A 26,935-nucleotide genomic window follows, 5' to 3' on the forward strand; every position below is an offset into this window, starting at 1 on the left:
TATTTCTAGTGAAGCTTTAAGTGAGCCCTGAAGGATTCGAACCTTCGACCGCCTCCTTAGAAGGGAGGTGCTCTATCCAGCTGAGCTAAGAGCCCGTAGTTTTTATGTTTCTACGAAAACAGTGTCGGGGTGGCAGGATTCGAACCTGCGACCTCCGCGTCCCAAACGCGGCGCGATAACCGGGCTACGCTACACCCCGAAATGGTTATCTAAATATCTTTTCGCACCTCTTTTCTTAATTTTCTTTTCAAGAATTAGTGCTTCTCTTCTACTAAGAACTTCAATCTTTAAAATCAATTCCCATGGTAAACCATGTTTTGTTGATTTCACATAACCTAAATTAGGTTTTTCAAGCCTTTTATCAAAATATGCTGTTTTATCTACATAATATTTCGATAAGCTTTAACTAAAAAGAAAATATACAAACATAATAATGTTTCTTTTTAGTTGTGGTGGTCACGCTTCAAGCGTGACGACCTCCGCGTCCCAAACGTGGCGCGATAATAACTCTTTCAGCAGCATCTTCGACTAGGCATAGACCTTTCACACCTTATCGTGATAGACACCGAAATAGTTATCTTTTATCTTGCGGAGAGACGGGGATTCGAACCCCGGGTACCCTTTTGGGGTACGACGATTTAGCAAACCGTTCCTTTCGGCCACTCAGGCACCTCTCCTCTTATTTTGTATGAACTTAGCACTTAAAAATAAATGCGGATGCAAATGTAGCTTTTCATCTTAAAGAACACAAGCATTTTTTTTGATTTTTTTTGATTTTATTCTGGATATTCTATTCGTAAATGGTAAATATTTGCAAGCTTGTGTTTTAGTATCTTTTTTATAGATTCAATTTCTTTAAACGTAATATTAGCATTTAAAAACTGTTCCTCTTCAATTTGCTTATTGACTATGTTTTCAACAAAGGCATCAATCTTAGTAGAGGTTGGTTCTTTTAAACTTTTTGATGCCGCCTCAACGCTATCGCACATCATCAAAATAGCAGTTTCTTTACTAAATGGTTTTGGCCCTGGATAACTATAATCTGCTTTATTAACCTTCTTATCTAAAAGGTTTTTTTCTTTCATATAAAAGTAATACACCGTACTTGTGCCATGGTGTGTTCTTATAAAATCAATAACCCTATCTGGAAGGTTGTTCTTTCTTGCTATTTCAATACCATTTATAACATGATCTGTAATAATTCTTGCACTCTCTTTTGAAGATAACTCGTCGTGTGGATTTATTCCTGTGGATTGGTTTTCTGTAAAATATGCTGGGTTTTTCATTTTCCCAATGTCATGATATAATGCTCCTACACGTATAAGCATAGAATTAGCACCAATTTCATTAGCACAGGCTTCAGCTAAATTAGCTACGTTTAAGGAATGATGAAAGGTTCCTGGGGCTTTATTCGACAACTCTTTAAGCAATTTTGTATTCGTATCAGACAATTCTAAAAGTGATACATCCGAGACTAATCCAAAAATTTTCTCATAAGCATAAATTAATGGTTGAACAAATAAAGTAGCTAGCCCACATAGTACAAACCACATAAATGTTTGCCATTCAATAGTCTCTATACTGCCCTCATGTATAACAAAAAAAGCAAAATAAGCAACAATATAAATAATCGTAATCTGTCCTACAGAGATAAAGAGGTTTGCTCTTTTATAAAGCTCTGAAACTGTTAAAATAGTTACAATTCCTGCTATTATTTGAAGAAACATGTACTCGTAACTATTTGGCACAATAAAACCGAGTAATAATACGGTAATTACATGAGCAAATAGACCTAAGCGTGCATCAAAAAACGCCTTAAAAACTAATGGCAAAATACAAATAGGCACTACATAAATGTACTTAGCATTATAATTTACAACCAAAGTTGTAAGCAATATAATTAGAAATATATTGAAGAAAATAAATGTAACTTTGGTATTGTTCTCATAAACTTCAACTCTATATTTTCTTAAAAACAGTAAAAGCATCAATAATGCCAAAGCAACCAATAATGTATAAGCAAATAAAATCCAATTATAATTAGCTTCGCTCCAAACTTGCGATTCGTATTCAGATTTTAATGACTGAAGAATTTGAAATTTACCCCCTTCAACTATTTCTCCTTTAGAAATAATTAATGTTTCCTTTTTAACACTACCACGAGAATATGAAATACTATGCAATTCATCCTGCAGAACTTTGTCGGTAAAAGATTTATTAAACTCTAAGTTTGGCTTAATTAAATCGAAAAATAATGAGATATAGCTAGTCTTATATTTCCCAAGACTCCTGTTATCTATAGAATTACTAATTCTTGTAGATATCTGGTCTACTCTTACTAAGCTTGAAAACAACGTTTTTTGAATCGTTCTTCTACCACTTAAAATGACTACCGATTTATCATCCTTAAAACTATAATTTTCTTCTAGGACACCATATCGATAAAGATCGTTAATTATCTGCTTTCCAACCACATAAAGCAATTCAAAATCCTTTTTAGGAATAGTATCTTTAAAAACCTTAGAGAACTGAATATCAAATAGATTATCGACTTCATTATAAACTAGACTATCTAAATTAAAATAAGCTAAAGCATTTTCTGAAATTGTTTCTTTTTCCTTTGTTATTTCAGCATCAGATTTTTTAATAGCAAAATCAAAAGGTGCATATAAGTTTTCAGACTGCCATGGTTTTCCTTTTTCAAAATTGTACTTAAACTTGCCACTCTTAGGAAATAAATATACTATTAGAAAAGTAGTACATACTAACAGCAAACCTTTATAAATTAAGGAATGATTTCTGTAAAATTTGTTTATAAAGTCTTTCATTAAAGAATTTCAAGTTTTTCAAATGTAGTAAAATTATAGATTTTAAGACGGTTTTATATTGAATGAATCATTGAATTTTCTACTAAAAATTGATTATTTTCGCAAGAACTAAACTTAAGAAATAAGTAATGAACAAAGACGTAGTTATCGTTTCAGCAATAAGAACTCCAATTGGTAGTTTTTTAGGTTCTTTATCGACCATTTCTGCTCCAAAATTAGGTGCTATTGCAATAAAAGGAGCACTTGATAGAATTAACCTTAAACCAGAATTAGTTGATGAGGTTTTAATGGGACATGTTGTTCAAGCTGGAACAGGACAAGCTCCTGCTAGACAAGCAGCTATTCTTGCCGGCATCCCAAATACGGTACCTTGCACAACAATAAACAAAGTATGTGCTTCGGGTATGAAATCTGTTATGCAAGCAGCACAAGCTATTGCTAATGGAGATGCAAATATTGTTGTAGCTGGTGGTATGGAGAATATGAGTTTAATACCTCATTATTTATATACACGTACAGCTAACAAATTTGGGTCATCCACTTTAATTGACGGTATGCAAAAAGATGGTTTAGTAGATGCTTACAATCAAAACGCTATGGGTGTTTGTGCAGATGCTTGCGCAACCGAATATAAATTCTCTAGAGAGGATCAAGATGCTTACGCCATTCAATCGTATTTACGTTCTGCAACTGCGTGGAAAGCGGGTAAATTTGATAATGAAGTCGTACCAGTAGAAATACCACAGCGTCGAGGAGAACCAATAATAGTTTCTAAAGATGAAGAGTACACAAACGTTAAAATTGAAAAAATTCCTAACCTTAGACCAGCGTTTACAAAAGATGGCACCGTAACAGCGGCAAATGCGTCGACTATAAATGATGGTGCTGGTGCTATGATTTTAATGAGTAGAGAAAAGGCTGAAGAATTAAATTTAAAAATATTAGCTACAATAAAAAGTTATGCTGATGCTGCACATGAACCCGAATGGTTTACTACTGCTCCAGCTAAAGCACTGCCAAAGGCTTTAAATAAAGCTGGTATAAAAATTGAAGATGTGGACTATTTTGAGTTTAACGAAGCATTTTCTGTAGTAGGATTAGCTAACATGAAAATTCTTGGTCTTAACGACAGTAATGTTAATGTTAATGGTGGCGCAGTATCTCTGGGACATCCATTAGGTTGTTCTGGTGTTAGAATCCTTATTACTTTACTTAACGTACTAGAACAAAATAACGCTAAAATAGGAGCTGCAGCTATTTGTAATGGCGGTGGTGGTGCCTCAGCAATGATAATTGAACGTAATTAGTCTTTTTAATGCAATACGGAATTTGTAACTTAAGTATTGTTCCTTTAAGGTTAGAGCCTTCTGACAAAAGCGAATTAGTTTCTCAAATACTTTATGGAGATTTCTTTAAAGTCTTAGAATGTCGTAAATCTTGGAGTAAAATCCGTCTTGCCTTTGATAAATATGAAGGCTGGATTGATAACAAACAGTACATTGAAATTTCTGAAGGCAATTACGATAGCCTTGATAAATCTCCCCTAAAGTTATCATTGGATTTAGCTGAATTTATTCAAGATAGCAATCAGCAATTACATTCCATATTACTAGGCTCTTGCCTAAATGGTTTGTCTTTATTAAAACACACCTTCGACGGTAATATTTTTGAAGGAGAATCCAATAAAAGTAACCTTGTTAAAACTGCCTTTTTATACTTAAACACACCTTATCTCTGGGGAGGCAAAACACCTTTTGGCATTGATTGCTCTGGCTTTACACAAATGGTATACAAACTTAATGGCTATAAACTTTTAAGAGATGCTTCTCAACAAGCAACTCAAGGAGAAGCTCTAAGTTTTATTGAAGAAAGTGAACCAGGAGATTTAGCGTTTTTTGATAATAATGAAGGACAAATTATTCATGTTGGAATTATAATGAAGGACAATTACATTATTCACGCACACGGTAAAGTGAGAATTGATAGACTTGACCATTCAGGAATATATAATGGTGAAAAAAGAACACACACGCATAAACTTCGAGTTATTAAAAAAATAGTATAAGAGGCTGTCTAAAAAGTAAGTTCGATGTCATATTGAGCTTGTAGAAATGTTTTTAACTACTGGTAACCAATATCGGTTTCGACAGGCTCAACCTGACAAATCAAATTATAAAGACTTTTTAGACAACCTTTTATATAACTGAAGGGGTAAATAATTTTAATTACTTAACTCATCTACTTTGGCTTTCATCGCTTTATACTTATCAGTTTCACCAAGAACACTGTAAATATTCATTAAAGTTGTGGCTGCACTAACATTTTTAGAGTCTATTTCTAAAGCTTTAGACAAAAATGGAATGGCATCTCTATAAAGCTGTTGACGTTGCTCTTTTAGCTCATCATATCTTTTATCATCTGCGGCAGAACTTCCTAAACCATTCATTTCTTCTATTAATGCAGTTTCCTCACCAAGAACTAAAGCTGCCATATTAATATAGGCGTTAATATAATTAGAATCCAACTCGATAGCTTTGTTATAATACTTTTTAGCAGCTTCAAAATCTTTAGACTCCGCAGCTACAACTCCTAAATTATATTGTAATTCAGGATTTTTTGGATCCATTTTAGTGGCTTCTTCTAATAACTTTTTAAATTCATCTGTATTACCCATTTTAAAATGTACATTCGCTTCGGTAAGAATTAAATTTATGTCATCAGGACTTTCTGCTCTAGCATCTTTCATAGCTTCAATAGCCTTCTCATTATCACCATTTGAAACATAAATAAGTGCAACGTTTTTAACTATTTCGGACTTTTTAGATTCAGATTTTTTATTGGTTGGTTTAATATGCGTTCCAGATTTTACCGAAATATCTCTTAAGCTTTTATTAGAAAAAGCTTCTTCTTCACTAGTTTCCTTATTAACAGCAAAATACTGTTGTTCAATTCCTGTATAGCCTAACTTTTTAAGTTTATCATAAAGCACTAATGCGCGATCGTAATCAGGTATACTTACAGCTGTAGCAGCAGCGTAATAAAGATATGCTGTATCCTTTATGTTCATGTTATAAACACGTTCAAAATTAGATGAGGCTATTTTATAATTTTTACTTTCGTATGCCTTATTCCCTGAAGTTATTAAGCTATTAACCATTTCTTGTTTTACAGCAGCTATTTCTGTTTTATAAGCTCCTTTAACTTTACCAAAGCTCTCTATTGCAGCATCAATATCTTCTGCATTTCCTTTACCTGAGGCATATAATGCTTGCCCTTTTAAATAATAAAATTTTGCTTTTAATTTATCGTCCATAGTAGACATTAACGTCTCTGCTTGATTCAAAGCAGCTACAGCTTCAGCGTAGTTGTTGTTTTTAATCGCCTTCTCAGCAGATTTCAATTCCTTTTTTTGAGCAAAAGAAAATGCACTTATTGAAAAAGCCAACGCTATAATAATTTGTTTTTTCATTTTAAATAATATTAAGTTTAATCTTTAGTGTTATTATCGTCTGTATTATTATCAAGGGTTGTGCCATCTTTTAAAGCATCAGTGTTTTCAGCACCTTCAACATCCTCTACTTCATCTTCATCATGCATTACTTTGGCAACTGCTGCAATAGAATCGTTTCCTTTTAAATTAATTAATTTTACACCTTGAGTAGCTCTTCCCATCACTCTTAAATCTTTAACAGCCATTCTAATAGCAATTCCAGATTTATTGATAATCATTAAATCATCATCGTCTGTTACATTTTTAATAGACACTAAGTTACCTGTTTTTTCTGTAATAGAAATGGTTTTTACGCCTTTTCCTCCACGATTAGTTATACGATAGTCCTCTAAACTTGAACGTTTCCCATAACCGTTTTCTGAAACAACAAGGACATTGCTTTCCATATCATCTACAGCTATCATACCAACTACTTCATCAGTTTTTTCATCTTGTAAGCGTATGCCACGAACTCCTGAAGCTCCACGTCCCATAGGTCGTGTTTTTGCTTCTTCGAAACGAATGGCTTTACCAGACTTTAAGGCTAACATTACTTGACTTTCTCCTGTGGTTAATTTAGCTTCTAATAAAACATCATCATCTTTAATTGTTATGGCATTAATTCCATTTGTTCTTGGACGTGAATATTGTTCTAGAGAGGTCTTTTTAACCTGACCTTTCTTAGTTGCCATAATTACATAATGACTATTAATATAATCTTCATCTTTTAAATCTTGAGTACAAATAAACGCCATGACTTTATCGTCTTGCTCAATATTTATTAAATTCTGAATTGCTCTACCCTTCGATGTTTTACTACCTTCTGGTATTTCGTATACACGCATCCAGAAACATTTCCCTTTTTGAGTGAAAAACAACATGTATTGGTGGTTAGTACCTACAAATAAATTTTCTAAGAAATCTTCGTTACGCGTAGTTGATGCCTTTTGACCTACTCCACCTCTATTTTGAGTTTTATATTCTGTTAAAGATGTACGTTTAATATAACCTGCATGAGAAATAGTAATTACTACTTTTTCGTTAGGAATCATATCTTCAATACTTAAATCGCCTCCTGCATATTCGATTATTGAACGACGCTCATCTCCATATTTATCTTTTATAACAATAAGTTCGTCCTTAATGATGGCCATACGGCGCTCTTTCTTATCTAAAATATCTTTTAAATCTTCTATGGTAACCATTAAATCATCATACTCTGTGCGTAGCTTATCTTGTTCTAATCCTGTAAGTTGACGCAATCGCATTTCAACTATGGCTTTTGCTTGTATTTCAGATAATTTAAAACGTTCAATTAAATTATTTCTAGCTTCATCTGCATTAGACGATGCTCTTATAATTTTTATAACTTCATCTATGTTATCTGAAGCAATAATTAAACCTTCTAAAATATGTGCTCGTTCTTCCGCTTTGCGTAATTCATAAGTAGTTCGTCTTACTACAACATCATGTCTGTGCTCAACGAAATAATGAATTAATTCCTTTAGGTTTAACATCTGCGGACGACCATTCACTAAAGCAATATTATTCACGCTAAATGATGACTGTAATGCAGTATACTTATATAGTTTGTTTAATACAATATTTGGGATTGCATCACGCTTTAAAACGTATACAATACGCATGCCGTTTCTATCAGATTCATCTCTAATAAGCGAAATACCTTCTAATTTTTTATCGTTTACCAAATCAGCAGTTTTCTTAATCATATCTGCTTTATTAATTTGGTATGGAATCTCTGTAACAATTATGCATTCACGTCCAGCGACTTCTTCAATAATCGCTTTACCACGCATAACAATACGTCCGCGACCAGTATGGAAAGCTTCCTTTACACCATCGTAACCATAAATAATTCCACCTGTTGGGAAATCTGGTGCTTTAACATGAGTAATTAACTCATCAATTTCTATATCATTATTTTCAATATAGGCTATAGTACCATTTACAACTTCTGTTAAATTATGTGGCGGCATATTTGTAGCCATACCAACTGCAATACCAGATGCACCATTTACTAAAAGCCCAGGAATACGGGTTGGCAAAACAGTTGGCTCCTGTAAAGTGTCATCAAAATTTAATTTGTGATCTACAGTTTCTTTATCAATATCTGCCAACATATCTTCAGATATCTTACGCATTCTTGCCTCTGTATAACGCATAGCAGCAGGACTATCGCCATCTATAGACCCAAAATTCCCTTGTCCATCTACCAACATATATCGCAAACTCCACTCTTGTGCCATACGCACCATGGCATCATAAACAGATGTATCTCCATGTGGGTGGTATTTACCCAAAACTTCTCCTACTATTCTTGCAGATTTTTTATGTGCTGTATTAGCCCGAACACCTAATTCATGCATACCGTAAAGTACACGTCTATGAACTGGTTTTAAGCCATCTCTTACATCTGGTAAAGCACGTGACACAATGACTGACATTGAATAATCAATGTATGCCGATTTCATCTCATCCTCAATATTAATAGGGATCAATTTTTCTCCTTCTGCCATAAATAATTTAATTAAGTTTTATGTGATTTTCAAAACATGCTAATATAAGTATTTCATCAGTCATAGTAAGACTATTAGCTATACTTTTTCGTGTTTTTTATTAACAATTTAAGGGTTATTTTTAGTTAATAAGTAAGCGTTGAAAAGTTTTGATTTTATAAAGATTTTTTCGTCAATTAGCATTTTAAGGTATAGTTTTTGCCTTTAGTAAAATGTTTTAGTATTTTTAATGCAGATAAGGAAAGTATTATGGATGATAATTTTTCACCGAGAGTAAAAGATGTAATCGCTTTTAGTAAAGAAGAAGCATTGCGCCTTGGCCATGATTTTATAGGAACCGAACATTTAATGTTGGGGCTTCTAAGAGATGGTAATGGTAAAGCTATAAATATACTTAATGCCTTAGAAATTGATTTGAATCATTTAAGACGTAAAGTCGAAATATTAAGCCCAGCAAATCCCAATATTGCTGTGGCATCAAACCAAAAGAAAAATTTACATCTTACACGGCAAGCCGAACGCGCTCTTAAAACAACTTTTTTAGAAGCAAAACTATTTCAAAGTACGTCCATAAATACGGCACATTTACTACTTTGTATTTTAAGAAATGAAAACGACCCAACTACTAAACTTTTAAACAAATTAAAGGTTGACTATGACAATGTTAAAGAACAATTCAAACTTATGATTACTAACGACAACGATTATATTGAGCCAAAAGCGGAATCTTTTCAAGATGATGAAACAAATTCTGATGACAACACCTCAAAGGATAATATTTTTAATGCTCCTGCAGGTAAAGCTAATAAGAAGTCTAAAACCCCTGTTTTAGATAATTTTGGACGTGATTTAACCGCACTTGCCGATGAGGGCAAGTTAGACCCTGTTGTTGGTAGAGAAAAGGAAATACAGCGTGTGTCTCAAATTTTAAGTAGACGCAAAAAGAACAATCCACTTTTAATTGGCGAACCTGGGGTTGGTAAATCTGCCATCGCTGAAGGATTGGCTCTTAGAATTACAAAACGAAAAGTATCACGAATTCTATTCAACAAACGTGTTGTTACACTGGATTTAGCAAGCTTAGTTGCTGGCACAAAATACAGAGGGCAATTTGAAGAACGAATGAAAGCTGTGATGAATGAGCTTGAGAAGAATGATGATGTTATCTTATTCATTGATGAAATTCACACCATTGTTGGCGCAGGAGGAGCTACTGGAAGTTTAGATGCTTCCAATATGTTTAAACCTGCTCTAGCACGAGGTGAAATTCAATGCATTGGAGCAACAACTCTAGATGAATACAGGCAGTATATTGAAAAAGATGGTGCCTTAGAGCGTCGTTTTCAAAAAGTTATTGTTGAACCAACTACCGTTGAAGAAACCATTGAGATTCTAAATAATATTAAAGGAAAGTACGAAGAGCATCACAATGTTGATTATACACCCGAAGCTATTGAAGCCTGTGTGAAATTAACAAATAGATACATGACCGAACGCTTTTTACCAGACAAAGCTATTGATGCTTTAGATGAAGCAGGTTCACGAGTTCACATAACTAATATAGATGTTCCTAAACAGATTCTAGAACTAGAAAAAAAGCTTGAAGATGTTAAAGAAACCAAGAATTCGGTTGTTAGAAAACAGAAATATGAAGAAGCGGCAAAACTTAGAGATGACGAAAAACGCCTAGAAAAAGAACTAGCAATTGCACAAGAAAAATGGGAAGAGGATACTAAACAACATCGAGAAATTGTAACAGAAGATAATGTTGCAGATGTTGTGTCTATGATGACAGGTATTCCTGTGAATAGAATTGCTCAAACCGAAATAAACAAGCTTTCTGAACTCCCTAATCTAATTAAAGGCAAAGTTATTGGTCAAGACCAAGCTGTTGCAAAAGTGGTTAAAGCTATTCAGCGTAACCGTGCTGGATTAAAAGATCCTAATAAGCCGATTGGTTCATTCATATTTTTGGGGCAAACTGGTGTAGGTAAAACACAATTAGCAAAAGTACTCTCCAGAGAATTATTTGATAGTGAAGATTCACTTGTTAGAATAGACATGAGTGAATACATGGAGAAGTTTGCTATTTCAAGACTTATTGGAGCACCTCCAGGATATGTAGGTTACGAAGAAGGGGGTCAACTTACCGAAAAAGTAAGGCGCAAACCTTATGCAGTTATTCTTCTTGATGAAATTGAAAAAGCACATCCAGATGTTTTTAATATGCTGCTTCAAGTTCTTGATGATGGCTATTTAACAGATAGCCTTGGAAGAAAAATTGATTTCAGAAATACAATTATTATAATGACATCAAATATTGGTGCTCGCAAGTTGAAAGATTTCGGAGCTGGAATTGGCTTTGGAACAGCATCACAAAAAGCGCAGGAAGATGCAAATGCCATTAAAGTGATAGAAAATGCCCTTAAAAAATCCTTTGCTCCAGAATTCTTAAATCGAATCGATGATGTTATTGTTTTTAATCCTTTAGAAAAAGAAGATATTGATAAGATTATTGATATTGAACTAGATAAACTACTTAATCGAATTAAAGGATTGGGGTATACTCTTAAACTTAGTAAGAGTGCTAAAGATTATATTGCAGAGAAAGGCTTCGATAAGCAATATGGGGCAAGACCATTAAATCGAGCCATTCAAAAATATGTAGAAGATGCTTTAGCTGAAGAGATTATAAGCTCACAATTACAAGAAGGCGACAAAATTCTTATCGATTTAGACAAGAAATCTGATGAACTAAAAATTAAGATTGAAAAAGCAGAAAAACCTGCTGAGTCATAGTTTTTCAAGGTCGTAACAAATATTAAACCTACATTCTAAAAAGATTGTAGGTTTTTTTTGTTATAAACTGTAACAAAACAAAACATTTCTAATCTTTAATTATAACAATTTGATTTTTTGACCACAAACCAACTAAATACCGAGCAACTAATTGGACTCTGTATATCTGGAAACCAATCTGCGCAATTGGAAATTTACAACAGATATTATGAAGCCATGTACAATACTTCTTTTAGAATTGTAAAAAATTCTTATGAAGCTGAAGACATTATGCAAGACTCTTTTCTATTGGCGTTTACAAAATTAAAAGAGCTTAAAGATGTAAAAACTTTTGGTTTATGGTTAAAGCGAATTGTTATTAATAATAGCATATGTCACTATAAGAAAACCAGAAAAATTCAGAAAGTTTCAATTGACGATGTTTTATACAAAGTAGAAGACCACAGTAATGATTTTAATTCGGATCAAGAATTAACAAATTTAAAAGCAAGAAAGATTTTAAATGCACTAAATACATTAAAAGATAATTATAGAATAGCACTAACCCTAAATCTAGTAGAAGGTTATGATTACAATGAGATAAGTGAAATTATGAATATAACAAATGTTAATTGCAGGACAACCATCTCTAGAGCCAAGGAGAAATTAAGGCAAAACTTGCAACCAGTAATTAATTTTAAACAATGAATAATGAATACTAAAAATAGGTTTGATATAGAAAACCCCAATCTTGGTCATGAGCAACGCTTTTTGAAGAAATTAAAAACGCAGAACAAACAAGCATCTAATAATACTAGAAAGTCCAAACGTAACTTATGGAATCCCTTAATAGGAGTAGCTGCATCAATTGCTTTATTAATATCAATTTTCATTTTTAGCAGAACAAATAATTCTGAAAAAAATGTTGCAGAGACATTACCCGATATAGTCAAGACAGAAAGTCTTTTTGCTTCTGCTTTTGCAAAAGAAATAAGCAAACTTAATAGCGAGGAAATGCCAGAATATCAAGAATTAATTGTTGAGGCAATGTTTAAAATTAAAGTCGTTGAAGAAGATTATAATCAATTAGTTATTAGTCTAAAAGAAAACCCAAACGATCAACTCATTATTTCTGCCATGATGCTAAATTTTCAAGATAGAATTGATGTTTTGCATGATGTGATGGAAGAAATAAAAGAAAAAGAAGCAGCAATTAAACAATCAAATAACGAAGTAAATACTATTTAAAAACAACCTTTCCTAATAGAGGAAACATTAAAACTACAAACAATGAAAAAAACAATTACATTATCAATTATCACATTATTTTTTATTGGACTTACCAATGCACAAGACTGGGGAAAGAAAAAAATAAAAGGCAATGGAAATGTTACAACAGAAACTCGAAATACTGGCAACTATGATGGCATTAAGTGCGCAGGAGCTATGGATTTTATTTTGGTTGCAGGAAAAGAAGGAAAAATAACTTTAGAAGGAGAATCGAATTTACTTGAATTTATTTCAACAGAAGTAAAAGATGACAATTTAATAATTAAAGTAATAAAGGGTAAGAATATTAGTTCTTCTAAGGGTAAGTCAATTAAAATAACCATTCCTTTTGAAAAAATAAGTTCTATCTCTTTAGCTGGATCTGGCGATTTAACAACAAATGCCACAATAGATACAGATAAATTAAGTGTTTCTTTAGCTGGATCTGGTGATATAGATCTTGACATTAAAACTAACTCGGTAAAAGGCGCTATAGCTGGCTCTGGTAATTTAAAGTTAAGCGGAAACACAGATAATTTAGAAGCTAAAGTTGCAGGGTCTGGAGATTTTCATGGTTTTAATTTGCAATCTGAAAATACAGAAGTAGCTGTTGCTGGTTCAGGAAATGCAGAGGTTCATAGTAACAAAAAACTAAAAGCCCGAGTAGCAGGTACAGGAGATATTGTCTACAAAGGTAATGCAGAAGTAGATAAAAAAGTTGCTGGATCTGGTAGTATATCGAACTAAAACCTATCCCTGTCTAATAAAATAGCCACTGGTTGAGTGGCTATTTTATATGAATATTAATTAATCGTATACGATGTAAGCTCTTGCAATACATTACTTGTAACATTACTATCTGCATCTAAAATCGAACCTTCAACTTTCACTACTCCAACATCTTTAGCAAAATAATATTTATAATCTACTGTTGCTGAACTCGCAGGAAACCCTTCAACCGAGGTCTCTTGCTTAAAACTTATTTTTATAACATCTGGAAATGTTTCACTGCCTACTACTAACGATATATTTTTTTCCAAAATTTCACAATCTATTTTATAGTTCGATGTTATATTAGGTATAGCTGGTATTGCATCATCTAAAGGTGTATAAGTTGTTATAACATCAAAACTCGTTGTCCATGTGCTACCTACTGGTAAATAATCTTTTAGAATAATATATTCATACGCACTTTGGTCTATACTATATAAACCTGTTAATTCTGCAGTTAATTCACTTACTAAAACATGGTAATCTCCATTATTCTTCCTACTATAATACTTTATGCTTAAATTTTCAAACCCAGTACCATCTGTAGCTTGGGCTGCACCCAAAAAATTATTATAGTAATAGCTTGATACCCCTTGATAATTTTCTACTCCACCTATCTCCATAGATGTTTCTTCTTGAGGGATATTATTAATTTGTTGACTAAATGTCCATTTATTACCTATTGTCATAGGCCAATAATCGCCATCTTCAATTATCGTACCTCCACAATCCCCTAGCCCATCAATAACTAATTGAAATGCACCACCTTCATCACCACAAATGGCAATTTGAGCTTCTAATGCCGCTTTATAATTTGCACATAGTTCAGCATAGTTTTCAACTGTAGCATTATTAAATGCTAATACAGCTTCAGTTGTATTTTGCAAAGCTTCAGGACAACTAACAGGATTTGGATTCTCTGGTATCTCACCTTCAAAAGGTTCTATGTTACATCCAGTAATCAGAAATAATAAAAAAATACCGATAAAAAAATAAAATTGTTTAGTAAATATCATTGCGGGGTAATTATCAAAATTTTTAAAACTCAAACATAATGATTAATTCTGTTCATAAAATAATTCTTACTTTTAAAAGATGATTTTTTAGGTAAACGGAAAAATATGGTTTAAAATAAAATTTAGTTATTATTTTTTGGAACTCTATACAACAAAATAATACCAGCTAAAAAGAAAACAAATAAGAAAAGAATTCCGTTTCGCATACTACCTGTTATTTGATCTATAAAAGCAAAAACAACCATACCAATTACAATACCTATTTTTTCTGCAACATCATAAAAACTAAAGTAGGAGGTTGTATCTTCTGTTTCGGGTAAAAATTTTGAATATGTAGAACGTGCTAAAGATTGCACACCCCCCATAACCAAACCAACAAAACAAGCTGCTATATAAAATTGAACAGGTGTTATCATAAAATAGGCATAAAAACACAATGCCATCCATATAAAATTAACAACAATAAGAGTTTTTATATTGCCATATACAGAAGAAGCTTTAGATGTTAAAAAAGCACCTAAAATAGCAACTAATTGAATAATTAAAATGCTCCCTATTAAACCAAAAGTTTTACCATCTTCATCTGCCCATGCTATTTCTTCTTCACCAAAATATACAGCCACTAACATGATGGTTTGTACTGCCATACTAAACACAAAAAAAGCATATAAGTATCGTTTTAAACGGAAATTCTGTTTTAAATCTTTCCAAACTAATTTTAACTCTTTAAACCCATTAAATATAACAGCTTTAGTTACTTTATGGCCGCTTGAAGCACCTTTTGGTAACCAATAAAAAGAATATTGACTAAATAATGCCCACCATATCCCAACTGTAACAAACGATATCTTCATAGCTACTTGAGCAGCTGTATCATTTTCGGTAGCTTCAATAAAAAATGTACTAGGAAACATAACCATGGATAAATTCAAAACTAACAACAATACACTACCTAAATATCCTAACGAAAACCCTTTTGCGCTTATGCTATCTTGTTGTTCAGGAAAAGCAATGTCTGGCAAATAGGAATTATAAAAAACTAAACTCCCCCAATACCCTATTAAACCCATAAAATAAAATAGTAAGCTTAGATGAATTCTTTCAGGCGAAATATCAAACCAATACAACCCAATACAACCAGTGCTACCAACATAGCAGAAAAACTTTAAAAAATTCTTTTTGTTACCAACATAATCAGCAATACCAGAAAGAATTGGAGATGTAAAGGCTACCACTAAAAACGTAAAAGCCGTAACAAATGTAATAAGAGCAGTACTTTTAAACTCAAAACCAAAAGCCCATACTGTTTTTATTTCTGAAGTAGTTTTTATAAATAAAGCAGAATAAAATATTGGAAATATAGATGATGCGATTGTAAGTGTGTAAACAGAGTTTGCCCAATCGTAAAATGCCCAAGCATTCAGTAATTTTTTACTTCCTTTATCTAATACTGCCATAATAAAAAAGCTGCTTATTTATAAGCAGCTTCTAATGTAATCAAATATTTTAATTCTAGGCAATAAGTTATTTTCTAAATGATGTAACTCCATATTTTGCAGCTTCTGCTTTCGCTTTTGGGGCTAAAGCTGTTAGATTTGCTATTCGAGAGTCGTTAGATGGGTGTGTGCTTAAAATTTCTGGTGGTGCTTGCCCTCCACTATTAGCTTTCATTCGTTTCCATAATTCAGCAGCTTCGTCTGGATTATATCCAGCAATTGCCATTAAATAAAGACCAATTTTATCTGCTTCAGTTTCATGACTTCTACTAAATGGTAACATAAGTCCTACCTGTGTGCCAACTCCATAATATTGGTTGAAGGCATTTCTAGATTTATCGTCTTTAATAGCAATATTACCAGCAACTGCCAACCCTTGTTGTACCAAACCAGCACTCATACGTTGCTGCCCATGATTTGCTAATGCATGAGCAACTTCATGTCCCATAATAGCGGCAACTCCAGTTTCTCCATTAGCAATAGGTAAAATTCCAGTATAAAAAACAATTTTACCACCAGGCATACACCAAGCATTTACAGTTTTGTCTTCAACTAAATTATACTCCCATTTATAATCTTTTAAATAACCTTCATGGCCATTTGCATTTAGCCATCTTTCTGCAGCAACAGCAATACGCTGTCCTACTCTAGTTATCATAGCCGCATCACTAGTTCCTTTCACTATTTTATTCTCTGTTAAAAATTGATCATATTGTGCAAAAGCTGTTGGGAACAACTGCGAATTTGGAACTAATGCCATTGTTTTTTTTCCTGTAAAAGGGTTTTCTGCACAAGAAAAAACTATTGCAACAAATGCAAACGCCAAAAATATATTCTTTACTTTCATTTTTTATCGAGGTTAAATTTATAAACACTAAAAGTACAAAAATTGTACCTTTATATAAATTAGACACAACTAATTTTTAGTAGTCACATATTTCTATAAATGTATTTCGTACAAGTTGTTATATTTTATTAATACTTACGACTTATTCTATAAATTATAATTTATCAAAATGAAAAATTTATTAATCGCTTCGTTATTTATTTGTTTGTTTTCATGCAATGGTTCTGCTCAAAAAGAAGCAAAAAAGACATACAAAGTTTCAAAAACAGAGGCAGAGTGGAAATCGCAACTTACTGAAAAAGAATATTATGTATTAAGACAGGCTGGAACAGAACGCCCAAATTCAAGTGCCTTGAATAAAAACTACGATTCTGGCATTTACGTCTGTAAAGCATGTGAAACCCCACTATTTAAAAGTGAACATAAATTTGATTCTGGGAGTGGCTGGCCTAGTTTTGATCGTGAAATTAAAGGCAATGTTGCATTTTCAACAGATAATAATCTAGGCTATACCCGAATTGAAGAACATTGTGCCACGTGTGGTGGCCACTTAGGTCATGTTTTTAATGATGGGCCTAGAAAAACAACAGGCAAGCGCCATTGCATAAATGGGGTTGCTTTAAAATTTATTCCTAAAAATTAGAATCTCTAATGAAAAGTTACTTAACAAGCATAATTAAACAATTTCAATATTATAAAACCCTAGGCGATAAAACTTTTAAACAATTAACTTTTGATGAATTACAAAATGAAATTGACGAAAATTCGAATTCTATTTCTATAATTACTAAGCATCTTGTTGGTAATATGTTGAGCAGATGGACTAATTTTTTAACTGAAGATGGCGAGAAAACATGGAGACAACGCGATTTGGAATTTCATAATACTTTTGAAAATAAAGAAGAAGTTATTTCCTATTGGAATAAAGGATGGCAATGTTTATTTGAAGCTATTGAGCCATTAGAAAATAAAGATTTAGAACAAATTATTTACATTCGCAATCAAGGTCATACAGTTATAGAAGCAATAAACAGACAATTAGCACATTACTCATATCACGTTGGGCAAATCGTATTTTTAGGCAAACTTTTAAAAGGAAAAGATTGGGAGTCGCTATCGATACCTAAAGGTGATTCTTCAAAATATAATAAAGATAAATTTAGTAAAGAGAAAAGTAGACGACATTTCACAGATGATGTATAAAAAAACCCGTTAGAGTTAACTAACAGGCCTTTAAGTTTTTATATTATTATTTTTTATTTAGCTTCTAATACTTTAGTGCTAAAGTAACCTATGGATCGCGATATTAAACCTTCATCATTAAAATCGTGAGTGTACATAGCAGGCATAACAATCTTTTTGTTATCCGATTTTCTTACGAGTCTAAAATTCCACCAAGATTGAACTGTAAATCCGTTTCCTATTTCGTATTCTAAACCATCAGGATATCCAACTACATCAATACTTTCAATTTCAAAATTTTCAAAAAACTCTTGATGTCTTGTTTTCAATTCATCCAAATCAATGCTTTCACCTAGTCCCATTTCAAGATTACTAATAGACACATTTTCATCAAAATAGCTATAAGCTTTTTCTAAATCCTTATTTTCAAAGGCAGCAACCATACGTCTTACTTTATTGATATATTTATGTTCGTTGTAAAGCACGCCATTTTTTCTTGTTGAATATGCGCTTCGAATATCGTTGCCAACTGGGTAATTATAGTAGATTGCCATTTCAATTTTACCATCATCATTTAACTTGTAAAGATTATGAACAGGCATTTCAATCTTGACCCCAGTAGCATCGTTAACTCCTTTTAAGTAATCCCATGTTTGAACCCAAGTTTTACCGTCTTTGTATTCAATGGCATCTGGGTAGGCTTCTCCATGTCTAGAGAGACTCCTGTACGCCGTCCATTTACTTCTGTTTTCCACCCATTTTAGATAATCCTCTTTATTGGTTCCTTTAGCATCCTTGTTTCTAGAAGTTCCATTGTAGGCTTTAAAATCATCGGCTAAATATGAGGATACAGCGTCAACGTCTCCTTTTACATCGGCCTGTTGAAATGCTTCAACTGTTACTATTGCTGGATGTTCTTTATAAACTGTGCCGTTTTTTTCTTTTTTCTGTGAATACATTAGTACTACGGAAAGTAGCATGACAATTAGAACATGTTTTTTCATAATAATAAATTTTGGTTAGTTAATATTTCTAAATATAACCAAAATAGCTGATAATTAACCCGTTAATTCTTACCTGATTAATTTATAACTTCATTTTCTTCTTAAATGGCCTTATAATTAACCGTGCTTCTCTATCAAAACGCACATAATTATAAACCCAGTTTACAAAAACCACCATTCGGTTTCTAAATCCTATTAAAAAGAATAGATGCACAAACATCCAAACATACCATGCAAAAATGCCTTGGAATTTAAAGTTTTTTAAATCTACTACAGCTTTGTTTCTTCCAATAGTTGCCATAGATCCTTTGTCTTTATAACTAAAAGGCTTCATGGGTTTTTCTTCTATTAACTTCAAGATATTATCGCCTAATTGGTCTCCTTGTTGAATAGCTGGTTGCGCCATCATTGGTAAGCCATAAGGGAATTCTTTATTTATCATACATGCTATATCTCCAATAGCAAAAATATTTTTAAACTCTTTAACTTGGTTAAATTCATTCACCAAAAGTCTATTACCTCTAGTTATAAACTTTTCAGCCTCTAATCCTTTAATTGTTGCGCCTTTTACACCCGCAGCCCAAACTACGGTAGCTGTTTCAAAAGTTAAATCGGTATTAGTAGTTACAATTTTTCCATCGTAATTAGTTACTCTAACATTTTTCCAAATATTAACACCCAGTTTTTCTAAGAAGTCCTCCGCCTTTTCAGAAGCCTTTTCACTCATACCTTTTAAAATACAATCGCTTGATTGAATGATATTAATTTGAGCCAATCGTGTATCTAAATCTGGATAATCTTTTGGTAAAATACCTTTTTTAATTTCAGCTAAAGCACCAGCAAGTTCTACTCCTGTTGGACCTCCTCCCACAATAACAAAATTCATTAATGCGTTGCGCTCGTTTAAATCTGAAGTCAATAATGCTTCTTCAAAATTTTCAAGTATTAAGCTTCTTAAATTTAAAGATTGTGGTATGGTTTTCATCGCCATACTATACTTTTCAATATCAGAATTCCCAAAAAAGTTAGTTTTAGAACCTGAAGCAACCACTAAATAATCAAATTTTAAATTGCCAATATTGGTTCTAACTTTATTTTTATCAACATCAATTTCATTAACATTGGCTAGCCTAAAATAGAAATTAGGGAAATCTTTCAATATTTTTCTAATAGGATAAGCTATGGAGTCTGGTTCCAAACCACCTGTGGAAACTTGATATAATAATGGTTGAAACGTATGGTAATTATTCTTATCTAAAAGTACTACTTGCACTTCTTGCTTCGATAATTTTTTTGCTAAAGCTACGCCAGCAAAACCACCACCAATAATAACAATTCGGGGATAACTCGTTCTTGGTATATTCATACAATAATTCTTGCTCAACAAAGGTAGTAAAACAACTAGATATTGCTTTCTACAAGTCAATAACAAATTCTTCAAAAACAATGTTATTATGCCTCTAGCATTTTTTTTCGATTTAAAGGTTTCTAAATTTATTATTCAAAATCGATTTCGTAAATTCGTAGCCTAAAATTTAACACATGAGTAAATACGATATTATAGTTCTTGGAAGTGGTCCTGGTGGTTATGTTACAGCTATTAGAGCGTCACAATTAGGTTTTAAAACTGCCATTGTTGAAAAAGAAAATTTGGGAGGTGTCTGTTTAAATTGGGGTTGTATTCCAACAAAAGCCTTATTAAAATCTGCTCAAGTATTCGAATATTTAAAACATGCTGAAGATTATGGGTTAAAAGTAAAAGATGTAGAACATGATTTTGATGCTGTAGTAAAACGCAGTCGTGGTGTTGCAGATGGTATGAGCAAAGGTGTTCAGTTTTTAATGAAGAAGAATAAAATTGATGTTATTGAAGGTTTTGGAAAAATTAAACCTGGCAAAAAGGTTGATGTTGACGGAACTGAGTATAGCGCAGATAACATTATTATAGCAACAGGTGCTCGCTCTCGTGAATTACCAAGCTTACCACAAGATGGTGAAAAAGTTATTGGTTATAGACAAGCCATGAGTTTAAAGAAACAACCCAAGAAAATGATTGTTGTTGGCTCTGGAGCCATTGGTGTAGAGTTTGCATATTTCTATAACTCTATGGGAACCGAGGTTACTATTGTTGAATACTTACCTGGCATTGTTCCTGTTGAAGATGAAGATGTTTCAAAACAATTAGAGCGTTCGTTTAAAAAATCTGGGATTAACATCATGACTTCTGCCGAAGTAACTTCTGTAGATACTTCTGGAAAAGGTGTTAAAGCTACAGTAAAAACTAAAAAAGGAGAAGAGGTTCTTGAAGCAGATATTATATTGAGTGCTGTAGGTATTAAAACTAATATTGAAAATATTGGGTTAGAAGATGTAGGTATTGTAGTTGATAGAGATAAAATTATAGTAAACGATTTTTATCAAACTAATATCCCTGGTTATTACGCTATTGGCGATGTGACTCCTGGTCAAGCGCTTGCGCATGTCGCTTCTGCTGAAGGTATTTTATGTGTTGAAAAACTTGCTGGACAACATGTTGAAGCGTTGGACTATGGTAACATTCCTGGATGTACGTATTGCTCTCCCGAAATTGCTTCTGTTGGTTTAACTGAAAAACAAGCAAAAGATAAAGGTATTGATATTAAAGTTGGCAAATTCCCATTCTCTGCATCTGGTAAAGCCAGTGCTGGAGGGAATAAAGATGGATTTGTTAAAGTGATTTTTGATGCCAAATACGGCGAATGGTTAGGTTGCCATATGATTGGCGCTGGTGTTACCGATATGATTGCTGAAGCCGTTTTAGGTAGAAAATTAGAAACTACTGGTCATGAAGTTTTAAAAGCAGTGCATCCGCACCCTACAATGAGTGAAGCTGTTATGGAAGCAGTTGCCGATGCTTATGATGAAGTGATACATTTGTAGAAAGCCTCACCTAGCCTCTCCAAAGGAGAGGAACTTTAACTGTTCTGAATAAACATTTATATAAAAAAAGCGGTTCTTAAATTTAAGAACCGCTTTTTGTTTTTATAGATTCGAATAAGTACTCCTCTCCTTTGGGGAGGCTAGATTGAGCTTTTCTTTAAAAACTTTGAATCGCCAACTCGTAACTCTGTAAGCCAAATCCTAGGATAACCCCTTTAGCATTTGGAGAAATATAGGAATTATGTCTAAACTCCTCTCTTCCAAAAGTATTTGAAATATGCACTTCTACTACAGGTGTTTCAATCGCTTTAATGGCGTCACCTATACCTATAGAAGTATGTGTGTATGCCGCTGCATTTAAAATAATTCCATCATAAGTAAAACCTACTTCGTGCAACTTATTAATAAGTTCTCCTTCAATATTAGATTGAAAATAATCAATTTCTACATTATTGTATTTACCTTTAATCTCTTCTAAAAATTCTGTAAACGTAAGACTACCATATATATTAGGTTCTCGTTTTCCTAATAAATTAAGATTTGGACCGTTGATGATAATGAGTTTTTTCATAAAACAAAGATATTTAAAAAAAGAGCATAAAAAAACCAGAGCATAAAACTCTGGTTTCTTGATTATTTTAATTTCTAAGTGAATTATAATCCAAACTCAACACCTAAGGTTAATACATCAAAAGAGCCGCCGTCTAAACTTACGCCTCTATAAGCTAATACAATATCCATAGACTCGCTAACTCCATACTGTGCTCTTGGTGCATAATAAAAACCACCGTCATTACCATCGTTTATCCCTATAGTATAACCAACATCAGCTCCTAAGGTAAAGTCCTCAGAAAGTCCAAAACGTGCAGCTCCAGCTAAAGGAATAAATTGAATATCGTCATACTCAACGGTAATTGAACCAACTGACATTTCATCACCAAAAGAATGAGAATATCCAGTAGCAATTCCAGCATCAAAATTTTCACCTGCTTCCCATAGAAAATTTAAATCAAGTGAAACATTAAAAGTCGAGATATCTCCAGCATCACCCAAAGGTAATCCAGCATTTATACCTCCTTTAAAACCACCTTGAGCGTTAACACTCACGAATCCGAATACCGCAATAGCGGTAAATAATAATAATTTTTTCATAATTAAAAAATTTAGTTTGATTGTATTTACAAATTAAAAGGTTTTTTTATAATCAACTAAAATTCTTACATAGTTATTAACAATTTTATAAACAAAAAATAATAAATATCTATTAATCAGATATTTAATAATTTAGTTATTAACAATTTTACTTAAAAATACGAAGAATATCGTAGAGTGAATCTCCAAATAAATCAAGGATTATTTTAATTTTTGTATATCACTTTTTCAGGACGGGACAGGATAATAAATAAAAAAAGGAAACCTTTTGGTTTCCTTTTTTTTGATTCTATAATATTCTCTAGAAGAAATAAGCTAAATAAAATTGAAAAACACCATTTTTCCAATTCCCTCCTTCAGAATCTTCAGGCAGTTCACTTAATCCTAAATTATAACGTGTTCCAATTCCTAATCCAGATTCCATAGTATAATTTATGCCTACATTTAAACCAAAGTCTGTACCTTTAACATCGTCCTTGATGTCATCCTCCCCAGAATCGCCAGAAGAACTATATTGATCTTCTGCACATAAAAGAAACCCTATCTGCGGTCCAGCTTCTAAATTTAATCCTTGAGCTACTCGTAACTGTGCCATCACAGGAATATTAAGATAGCTTAAAACAAATTTTCCATCATAACCTTCACTCATGGTATACTCTGCTCCTTGATCAGAATATAATACTTCTGGTTGAACAGAAAAAGCATCAGAAATTGGAATATTTACTATACCTCCAAAATGAAAGCCCGTACGGCTACTTAAATTATCAGTGTCATCTCCAGTAAAATTAGCGAAGTTAACACCTGCTTTAACCCCAAAGCGAATATCTTCACTTGCTCTAGTTTGGCTTGTTTGCGAATAAGCAGAAAACACAAAAATGTTGACTGCTAAAAACAGTAATAAATTTCTCATAATTATTTAGTTTTAAGTTAGTTAATTGATTAAAGTTATGAAAAATAACAAAAAAAAGCAAAAATCAGTATTTCAAATAATTTCATACATATACTAATACAAGCGCTCTATTTGCCTTTAACATTCCCAATAAATGTTATTTTTGTTTTAATGAAATGGAAAAATGCACTTAAAGATTACCAACTTTATTTAAAGATAGAACGCGGGCTATCTGATAATTCTATTGATAATTATTCTCGAGATGTTAAGAAATTAATTGATTATCTAGAAGACAACAAAATTGTGGTTTCCCCAATATTAATAAAACCCTATGCTATTCAACAATTTATTTATGAAGCTGCTAAAAAGGTTAATGCGCGTTCTCAATCGCGCTTAATCTCTGGATTGCGAAGTTTTTTTAGTTATCTGGTTTTTGAAGATTATAGAAAAGATAATCCCTTAGAGTTAATTGAGTCTCCTAAAATTGGTCGAAAATTACCAGACACATTAGAAGAAGTTGAGATAGACCAACTCATCACTGCTATAGATTTAAGTAAACCAGAAGGTGAACGCAATCGAGCAATTCTTGAAACTTTATATGGCTGCGGATTACGAGTTAGTGAATTAACCAATTTAAAAATTTCAGATCTGTTTTTTGACGAAGGCTTTATTAAGGTAACTGGTAAAGGGAATAAACAGCGATTTGTACCTATTGTTAGTTCTACTCAAAAATACATCAATATCTATCGTAAAGAAATAAGATTACATTTGAATATACAAGCTGGTCATGAAGATACCTTATTTCTAAATAGACGAGGCAAACAACTTACTAGAGCCATGATTTTTACAATCATAAAACAGCTCGCTGAAAAAATAGGACTTAAAAAGAACATCTCTCCGCACACCTTTAGACATTCATTTGCTACTCATTTATTGCAAAACAATGCTGATTTAAGATCTATTCAGCTTATGTTAGGTCATGAAAGTATAACTACTACCGAAATATATGTGCATCTCGATAAAAGCCATCTAACGTCCGTTATAGAGAAATATCACCCTAGGAAATAGTTATTGGTTATTGGTTAAAAATAAAAAAATCCAGCTAACGCTGGATTTTTATCTAATTTTGTTTATAAGATTCCTTTTTTTAAAGGAATATGTTACTTAGCTATATTAACTGCTCGTGTTTCACGAATTACAGTAACTTTAACCTGTCCTGGATACGTCATATCCGTTTGTACCTTTTGTGAGATACTAAATGATAAATCCGCAGCTTTTTGGTCATCAACTTTTTCACTTTCTACTATAACACGAAGCTCTCTTCCTGCTTGAATAGCGTAAGCTTTTTTCACTCCTTGAAAACCAAATGCTATATCTTCTAAGTCTTTAAGTCTTTGAATATAACTATCTAACACTTGACGTCTAGCTCCTGGTCGAGCACCAGAAATAGCATCACAAACCTGTATTATTGGTGCTAACAACGACTTCATTTCAATTTCATCGTGATGCGCTCCAATGGCATTACAAACATCTGGTTTTTCGCCATGTTTCTCTGCCCACTGCATACCTAAAATAGCATGTGGTGTTTCCATATCTGCTTCAGCATCTGGTACTTTTCCTATATCGTGCAATAAACCTGCACGTTTTGCTAATTTTGGATTTAATCCTAATTCGGCAGCCATTACACCACATAGTTTAGCAACTTCGCGTGAATGTTGTAATAAGTTTTGCCCATAAGAAGAACGGTATTTCATTCTACCAACAACTTTAATAAGTTCTGGATGCAGATTATGAATACCTAAATCGATAACCGTACGTTTTCCAACCTCAATAATTTCCTGATCGATTTGCTTTTTTGTTTTCTTTACAACCTCTTCAATTCGTGCAGGATGAATTCTACCATCTGTTACTAACTTATGTAAAGATAAACGTGCAATTTCTCGACGTACAGAATCAAAACATGATAAAATAATAGCTTCAGGTGTGTCGTCAACAATAATTTCTACACCAGTAGCAGCTTCAATTGCACGAATATTACGTCCTTCTCTACCAATAATACGCCCCTTAACGTCATCTGATTCAATATTAAAAACAGATACACAATTATCGACAGCTTCCTCGGTTCCTATTCTTTGAATGGTATTAATAATAATTTTTTTAGCATCTTGCTCTGCTGTTAGCTTCGCTTCTTCAAGTGAGCTTTGTATAAAAGCCATAGCATCATTCTTAGCTTCTCCTTTTAAAGATTCTACCAATTGTTCTTTAGCATCTTCTGCCGAAAGACTAGAGATAACTTCTAGCTGTTCTACTTGACTTTTATGAAGTCTATCAAGCTCTACTTGTTTTTTTGCTAGAATCTCTTGTCGGTGATTATAATCTTTAATTTTATTCTCAATATCAGCATTCAGCTTTTTGTTTTTAGATAATTCGCTCGAGATTTGAGACTCTTTATCACGTGTTCGCTTTTCAGCCTCTGCCATCTTTTTATCTCGAGACAATATAACTTTTTCATGTTCTGCTTTAAGCTCAAGAAATTTTTCTTTAGCCTGAAGAATTTTATCTTTCTTCAAGGCTTCACCTTCATTATTGGCCTCTTTTAAAATAGCCGTAGCACTTCTTTTTGCATCTTTAATAAGTTTTGATGCATTATTTTTCTCTAAAGATTTGGCTATAATAAAGCCAATTATAAGTCCAAGCAGTACGCCTCCGATAATTAATATAATAGGGTTCTCCATTATGTTTAGTTGATTTGTATAT

General features: G+C 32.8%; 23 protein-coding genes and 3 tRNA genes. 10 read left to right on the top strand and 16 right to left on the bottom strand.

Translation table 11 applies throughout. The features are described 5' to 3' along the window. Positions 1 to 21: 21 nt before the first annotated feature. From Q0739_RS07940 to Q0739_RS07960, 5 genes are all read right to left on the bottom strand, one after another. Positions 22 to 95: transfer RNA gene (locus tag Q0739_RS07940), tRNA-Arg, on the bottom strand. 29 nt (positions 96 to 124) lie between these two features. Beyond that, positions 125 to 199, bottom strand: a tRNA-Pro gene (locus Q0739_RS07945). After that, entirely contained in the window at positions 190 to 330 is a 141-nt protein-coding gene (locus tag Q0739_RS07950) for a hypothetical protein (RefSeq protein WP_298238180.1), read from the bottom strand. Before Q0739_RS07950 ends, Q0739_RS07945 begins: the two co-directional genes overlap by 10 nt. Before the next feature lie 259 nt (positions 331 to 589). Beyond that, positions 590 to 677: transfer RNA gene (locus tag Q0739_RS07955), tRNA-Ser, on the bottom strand. Positions 678 to 776: 99 nt separating this feature from the next. Continuing rightward, positions 777 to 2,828 carry an HDIG domain-containing metalloprotein gene (locus tag Q0739_RS07960; RefSeq protein WP_298238181.1) on the bottom strand — a complete coding sequence of 684 codons (2,052 nt, stop codon included), beginning with the start codon at positions 2,826 to 2,828 and terminating at the stop codon, positions 777 to 779. 128 nt (positions 2,829 to 2,956) lie between these two features. Here Q0739_RS07960 and Q0739_RS07965 point away from each other — a divergent pair, with 128 nt between their 5' ends. Next, a complete protein-coding gene (locus Q0739_RS07965; RefSeq protein ID WP_298238182.1) occupies positions 2,957 to 4,135 on the top strand; it encodes an acetyl-CoA C-acyltransferase in 1,179 nt (392 codons plus the stop codon). 8 nt (positions 4,136 to 4,143) lie between these two features. After that, positions 4,144 to 4,893, top strand: a complete 750-nt coding sequence (locus Q0739_RS07970) for a C40 family peptidase (RefSeq protein ID WP_298238183.1) — start codon at positions 4,144 to 4,146, stop codon at positions 4,891 to 4,893. 156 nt (positions 4,894 to 5,049) lie between these two features. Here Q0739_RS07970 and Q0739_RS07975 read toward each other — a convergent pair whose 3' ends face one another. Together Q0739_RS07975 and gyrA are read right to left on the bottom strand one after the other, a co-directional pair. Further along, positions 5,050 to 6,297 carry a tetratricopeptide repeat protein gene (locus tag Q0739_RS07975; protein ID WP_298238184.1) on the bottom strand — a complete coding sequence of 416 codons (1,248 nt, stop codon included), beginning with the start codon at positions 6,295 to 6,297 and terminating at the stop codon, positions 5,050 to 5,052. Positions 6,298 to 6,314: 17 nt separating this feature from the next. Then, entirely contained in the window at positions 6,315 to 8,855 is a 2,541-nt protein-coding gene (gene gyrA / locus Q0739_RS07980; RefSeq protein WP_298238185.1) for a DNA gyrase subunit A, read from the bottom strand. Positions 8,856 to 9,104: 249 nt separating this feature from the next. Between gyrA and Q0739_RS07985 the strand changes: the two genes are divergently transcribed. The 4 genes from Q0739_RS07985 (at position 9,105) to Q0739_RS08000 (ending at position 13,649) form a co-directional block, all read left to right on the top strand. Next, positions 9,105 to 11,654, top strand: coding sequence for an ATP-dependent Clp protease ATP-binding subunit (locus Q0739_RS07985; RefSeq protein WP_298238220.1), 2,550 nt, complete (start codon positions 9,105 to 9,107; stop codon positions 11,652 to 11,654). Between the two features lie 117 nt (positions 11,655 to 11,771). After that, a complete protein-coding gene (locus Q0739_RS07990) occupies positions 11,772 to 12,341 on the top strand; it encodes an RNA polymerase sigma factor (RefSeq protein ID WP_298238186.1) in 570 nt (189 codons plus the stop codon). A gap of 3 nt (positions 12,342 to 12,344) precedes the next feature. Next, positions 12,345 to 12,881, top strand: a complete 537-nt coding sequence (locus tag Q0739_RS07995; protein ID WP_298238187.1) for a hypothetical protein — start codon at positions 12,345 to 12,347, stop codon at positions 12,879 to 12,881. Between the two features lie 42 nt (positions 12,882 to 12,923). Beyond that, positions 12,924 to 13,649 carry a head GIN domain-containing protein gene (locus tag Q0739_RS08000; RefSeq protein ID WP_298238188.1) on the top strand — a complete coding sequence of 242 codons (726 nt, stop codon included), beginning with the start codon at positions 12,924 to 12,926 and terminating at the stop codon, positions 13,647 to 13,649. Between the two features lie 56 nt (positions 13,650 to 13,705). Here the strand turns inward: Q0739_RS08000 and Q0739_RS08005 are convergent, their stop codons facing one another. The 3 genes from Q0739_RS08005 to Q0739_RS08015 all read right to left on the bottom strand — a co-directional run bounded on the left by Q0739_RS08005 (position 13,706) and on the right by Q0739_RS08015 (position 17,032). Continuing rightward, positions 13,706 to 14,689, bottom strand: coding sequence for a hypothetical protein (locus Q0739_RS08005; protein WP_298238189.1), 984 nt, complete (start codon positions 14,687 to 14,689; stop codon positions 13,706 to 13,708). Positions 14,690 to 14,811: 122 nt separating this feature from the next. Beyond that, complete coding sequence (locus tag Q0739_RS08010) at positions 14,812 to 16,146, bottom strand: MFS transporter (protein WP_298238190.1); 1,335 nt, start codon at positions 16,144 to 16,146, stop codon at positions 14,812 to 14,814. Between the two features lie 67 nt (positions 16,147 to 16,213). Beyond that, positions 16,214 to 17,032: a M48 family metallopeptidase gene (locus Q0739_RS08015; protein WP_298238191.1), complete on the bottom strand. Its 819-nt coding sequence runs from the start codon at positions 17,030 to 17,032 to the stop codon at positions 16,214 to 16,216. Positions 17,033 to 17,201: 169 nt separating this feature from the next. Here Q0739_RS08015 and msrB point away from each other — a divergent pair, with 169 nt between their 5' ends. Together msrB and Q0739_RS08025 are read left to right on the top strand one after the other, a co-directional pair. Continuing rightward, complete coding sequence (msrB, locus tag Q0739_RS08020) at positions 17,202 to 17,675, top strand: peptide-methionine (R)-S-oxide reductase MsrB (protein WP_298238192.1); 474 nt, start codon at positions 17,202 to 17,204, stop codon at positions 17,673 to 17,675. An 8-nt stretch (positions 17,676 to 17,683) separates the two neighbouring features. Beyond that, on the top strand, positions 17,684 to 18,235 hold the full coding sequence (locus tag Q0739_RS08025; protein WP_298238193.1) for a DUF1572 family protein: 552 nt from the start codon (positions 17,684 to 17,686) through the stop codon (positions 18,233 to 18,235). 53 nt (positions 18,236 to 18,288) lie between these two features. Here the strand turns inward: Q0739_RS08025 and Q0739_RS08030 are convergent, their stop codons facing one another. Together Q0739_RS08030 and Q0739_RS08035 are read right to left on the bottom strand one after the other, a co-directional pair. After that, on the bottom strand, positions 18,289 to 19,218 hold the full coding sequence (locus Q0739_RS08030; RefSeq protein ID WP_298238194.1) for a nuclear transport factor 2 family protein: 930 nt from the start codon (positions 19,216 to 19,218) through the stop codon (positions 18,289 to 18,291). A gap of 82 nt (positions 19,219 to 19,300) precedes the next feature. Further along, positions 19,301 to 20,584 (bottom strand): NAD(P)/FAD-dependent oxidoreductase, encoded by a 1,284-nt coding sequence (locus Q0739_RS08035; RefSeq protein WP_298238195.1) that lies wholly within the window; start codon positions 20,582 to 20,584, stop codon positions 19,301 to 19,303. 176 nt (positions 20,585 to 20,760) lie between these two features. Here Q0739_RS08035 and lpdA point away from each other — a divergent pair, with 176 nt between their 5' ends. Further along, positions 20,761 to 22,137: a dihydrolipoyl dehydrogenase gene (gene lpdA / locus Q0739_RS08040; RefSeq protein WP_298238196.1), complete on the top strand. Its 1,377-nt coding sequence runs from the start codon at positions 20,761 to 20,763 to the stop codon at positions 22,135 to 22,137. Between the two features lie 157 nt (positions 22,138 to 22,294). On the opposite strand, the gene aroQ is transcribed toward lpdA, so the two are convergent. The 3 genes from aroQ to Q0739_RS08055 all read right to left on the bottom strand — a co-directional run bounded on the left by aroQ (position 22,295) and on the right by Q0739_RS08055 (position 24,199). Then, on the bottom strand, positions 22,295 to 22,708 hold the full coding sequence (gene aroQ, locus Q0739_RS08045; protein WP_298238197.1) for a type II 3-dehydroquinate dehydratase: 414 nt from the start codon (positions 22,706 to 22,708) through the stop codon (positions 22,295 to 22,297). A gap of 83 nt (positions 22,709 to 22,791) precedes the next feature. Then, entirely contained in the window at positions 22,792 to 23,289 is a 498-nt protein-coding gene (locus Q0739_RS08050; RefSeq protein WP_298238198.1) for an outer membrane beta-barrel protein, read from the bottom strand. 301 nt (positions 23,290 to 23,590) lie between these two features. Beyond that, positions 23,591 to 24,199 (bottom strand): porin family protein, encoded by a 609-nt coding sequence (locus Q0739_RS08055; protein ID WP_298238199.1) that lies wholly within the window; start codon positions 24,197 to 24,199, stop codon positions 23,591 to 23,593. 150 nt (positions 24,200 to 24,349) lie between these two features. On the opposite strand from Q0739_RS08055, the gene xerD reads away from it, so the two are divergent. After that, positions 24,350 to 25,246 carry a site-specific tyrosine recombinase XerD gene (gene xerD / locus Q0739_RS08060; protein WP_298238200.1) on the top strand — a complete coding sequence of 299 codons (897 nt, stop codon included), beginning with the start codon at positions 24,350 to 24,352 and terminating at the stop codon, positions 25,244 to 25,246. Between the two features lie 92 nt (positions 25,247 to 25,338). Here the strand turns inward: xerD and rny are convergent, their stop codons facing one another. Further along, positions 25,339 to 26,913: a ribonuclease Y gene (rny, locus tag Q0739_RS08065; protein WP_298238201.1), complete on the bottom strand. Its 1,575-nt coding sequence runs from the start codon at positions 26,911 to 26,913 to the stop codon at positions 25,339 to 25,341. Positions 26,914 to 26,935 lie beyond the last annotated feature (22 nt).

The sequence above is a fragment of the uncultured Algibacter sp. genome (assembly GCF_947487605.1).
In the GTDB taxonomy this organism is placed as follows: domain Bacteria; phylum Bacteroidota; class Bacteroidia; order Flavobacteriales; family Flavobacteriaceae; genus Algibacter_D.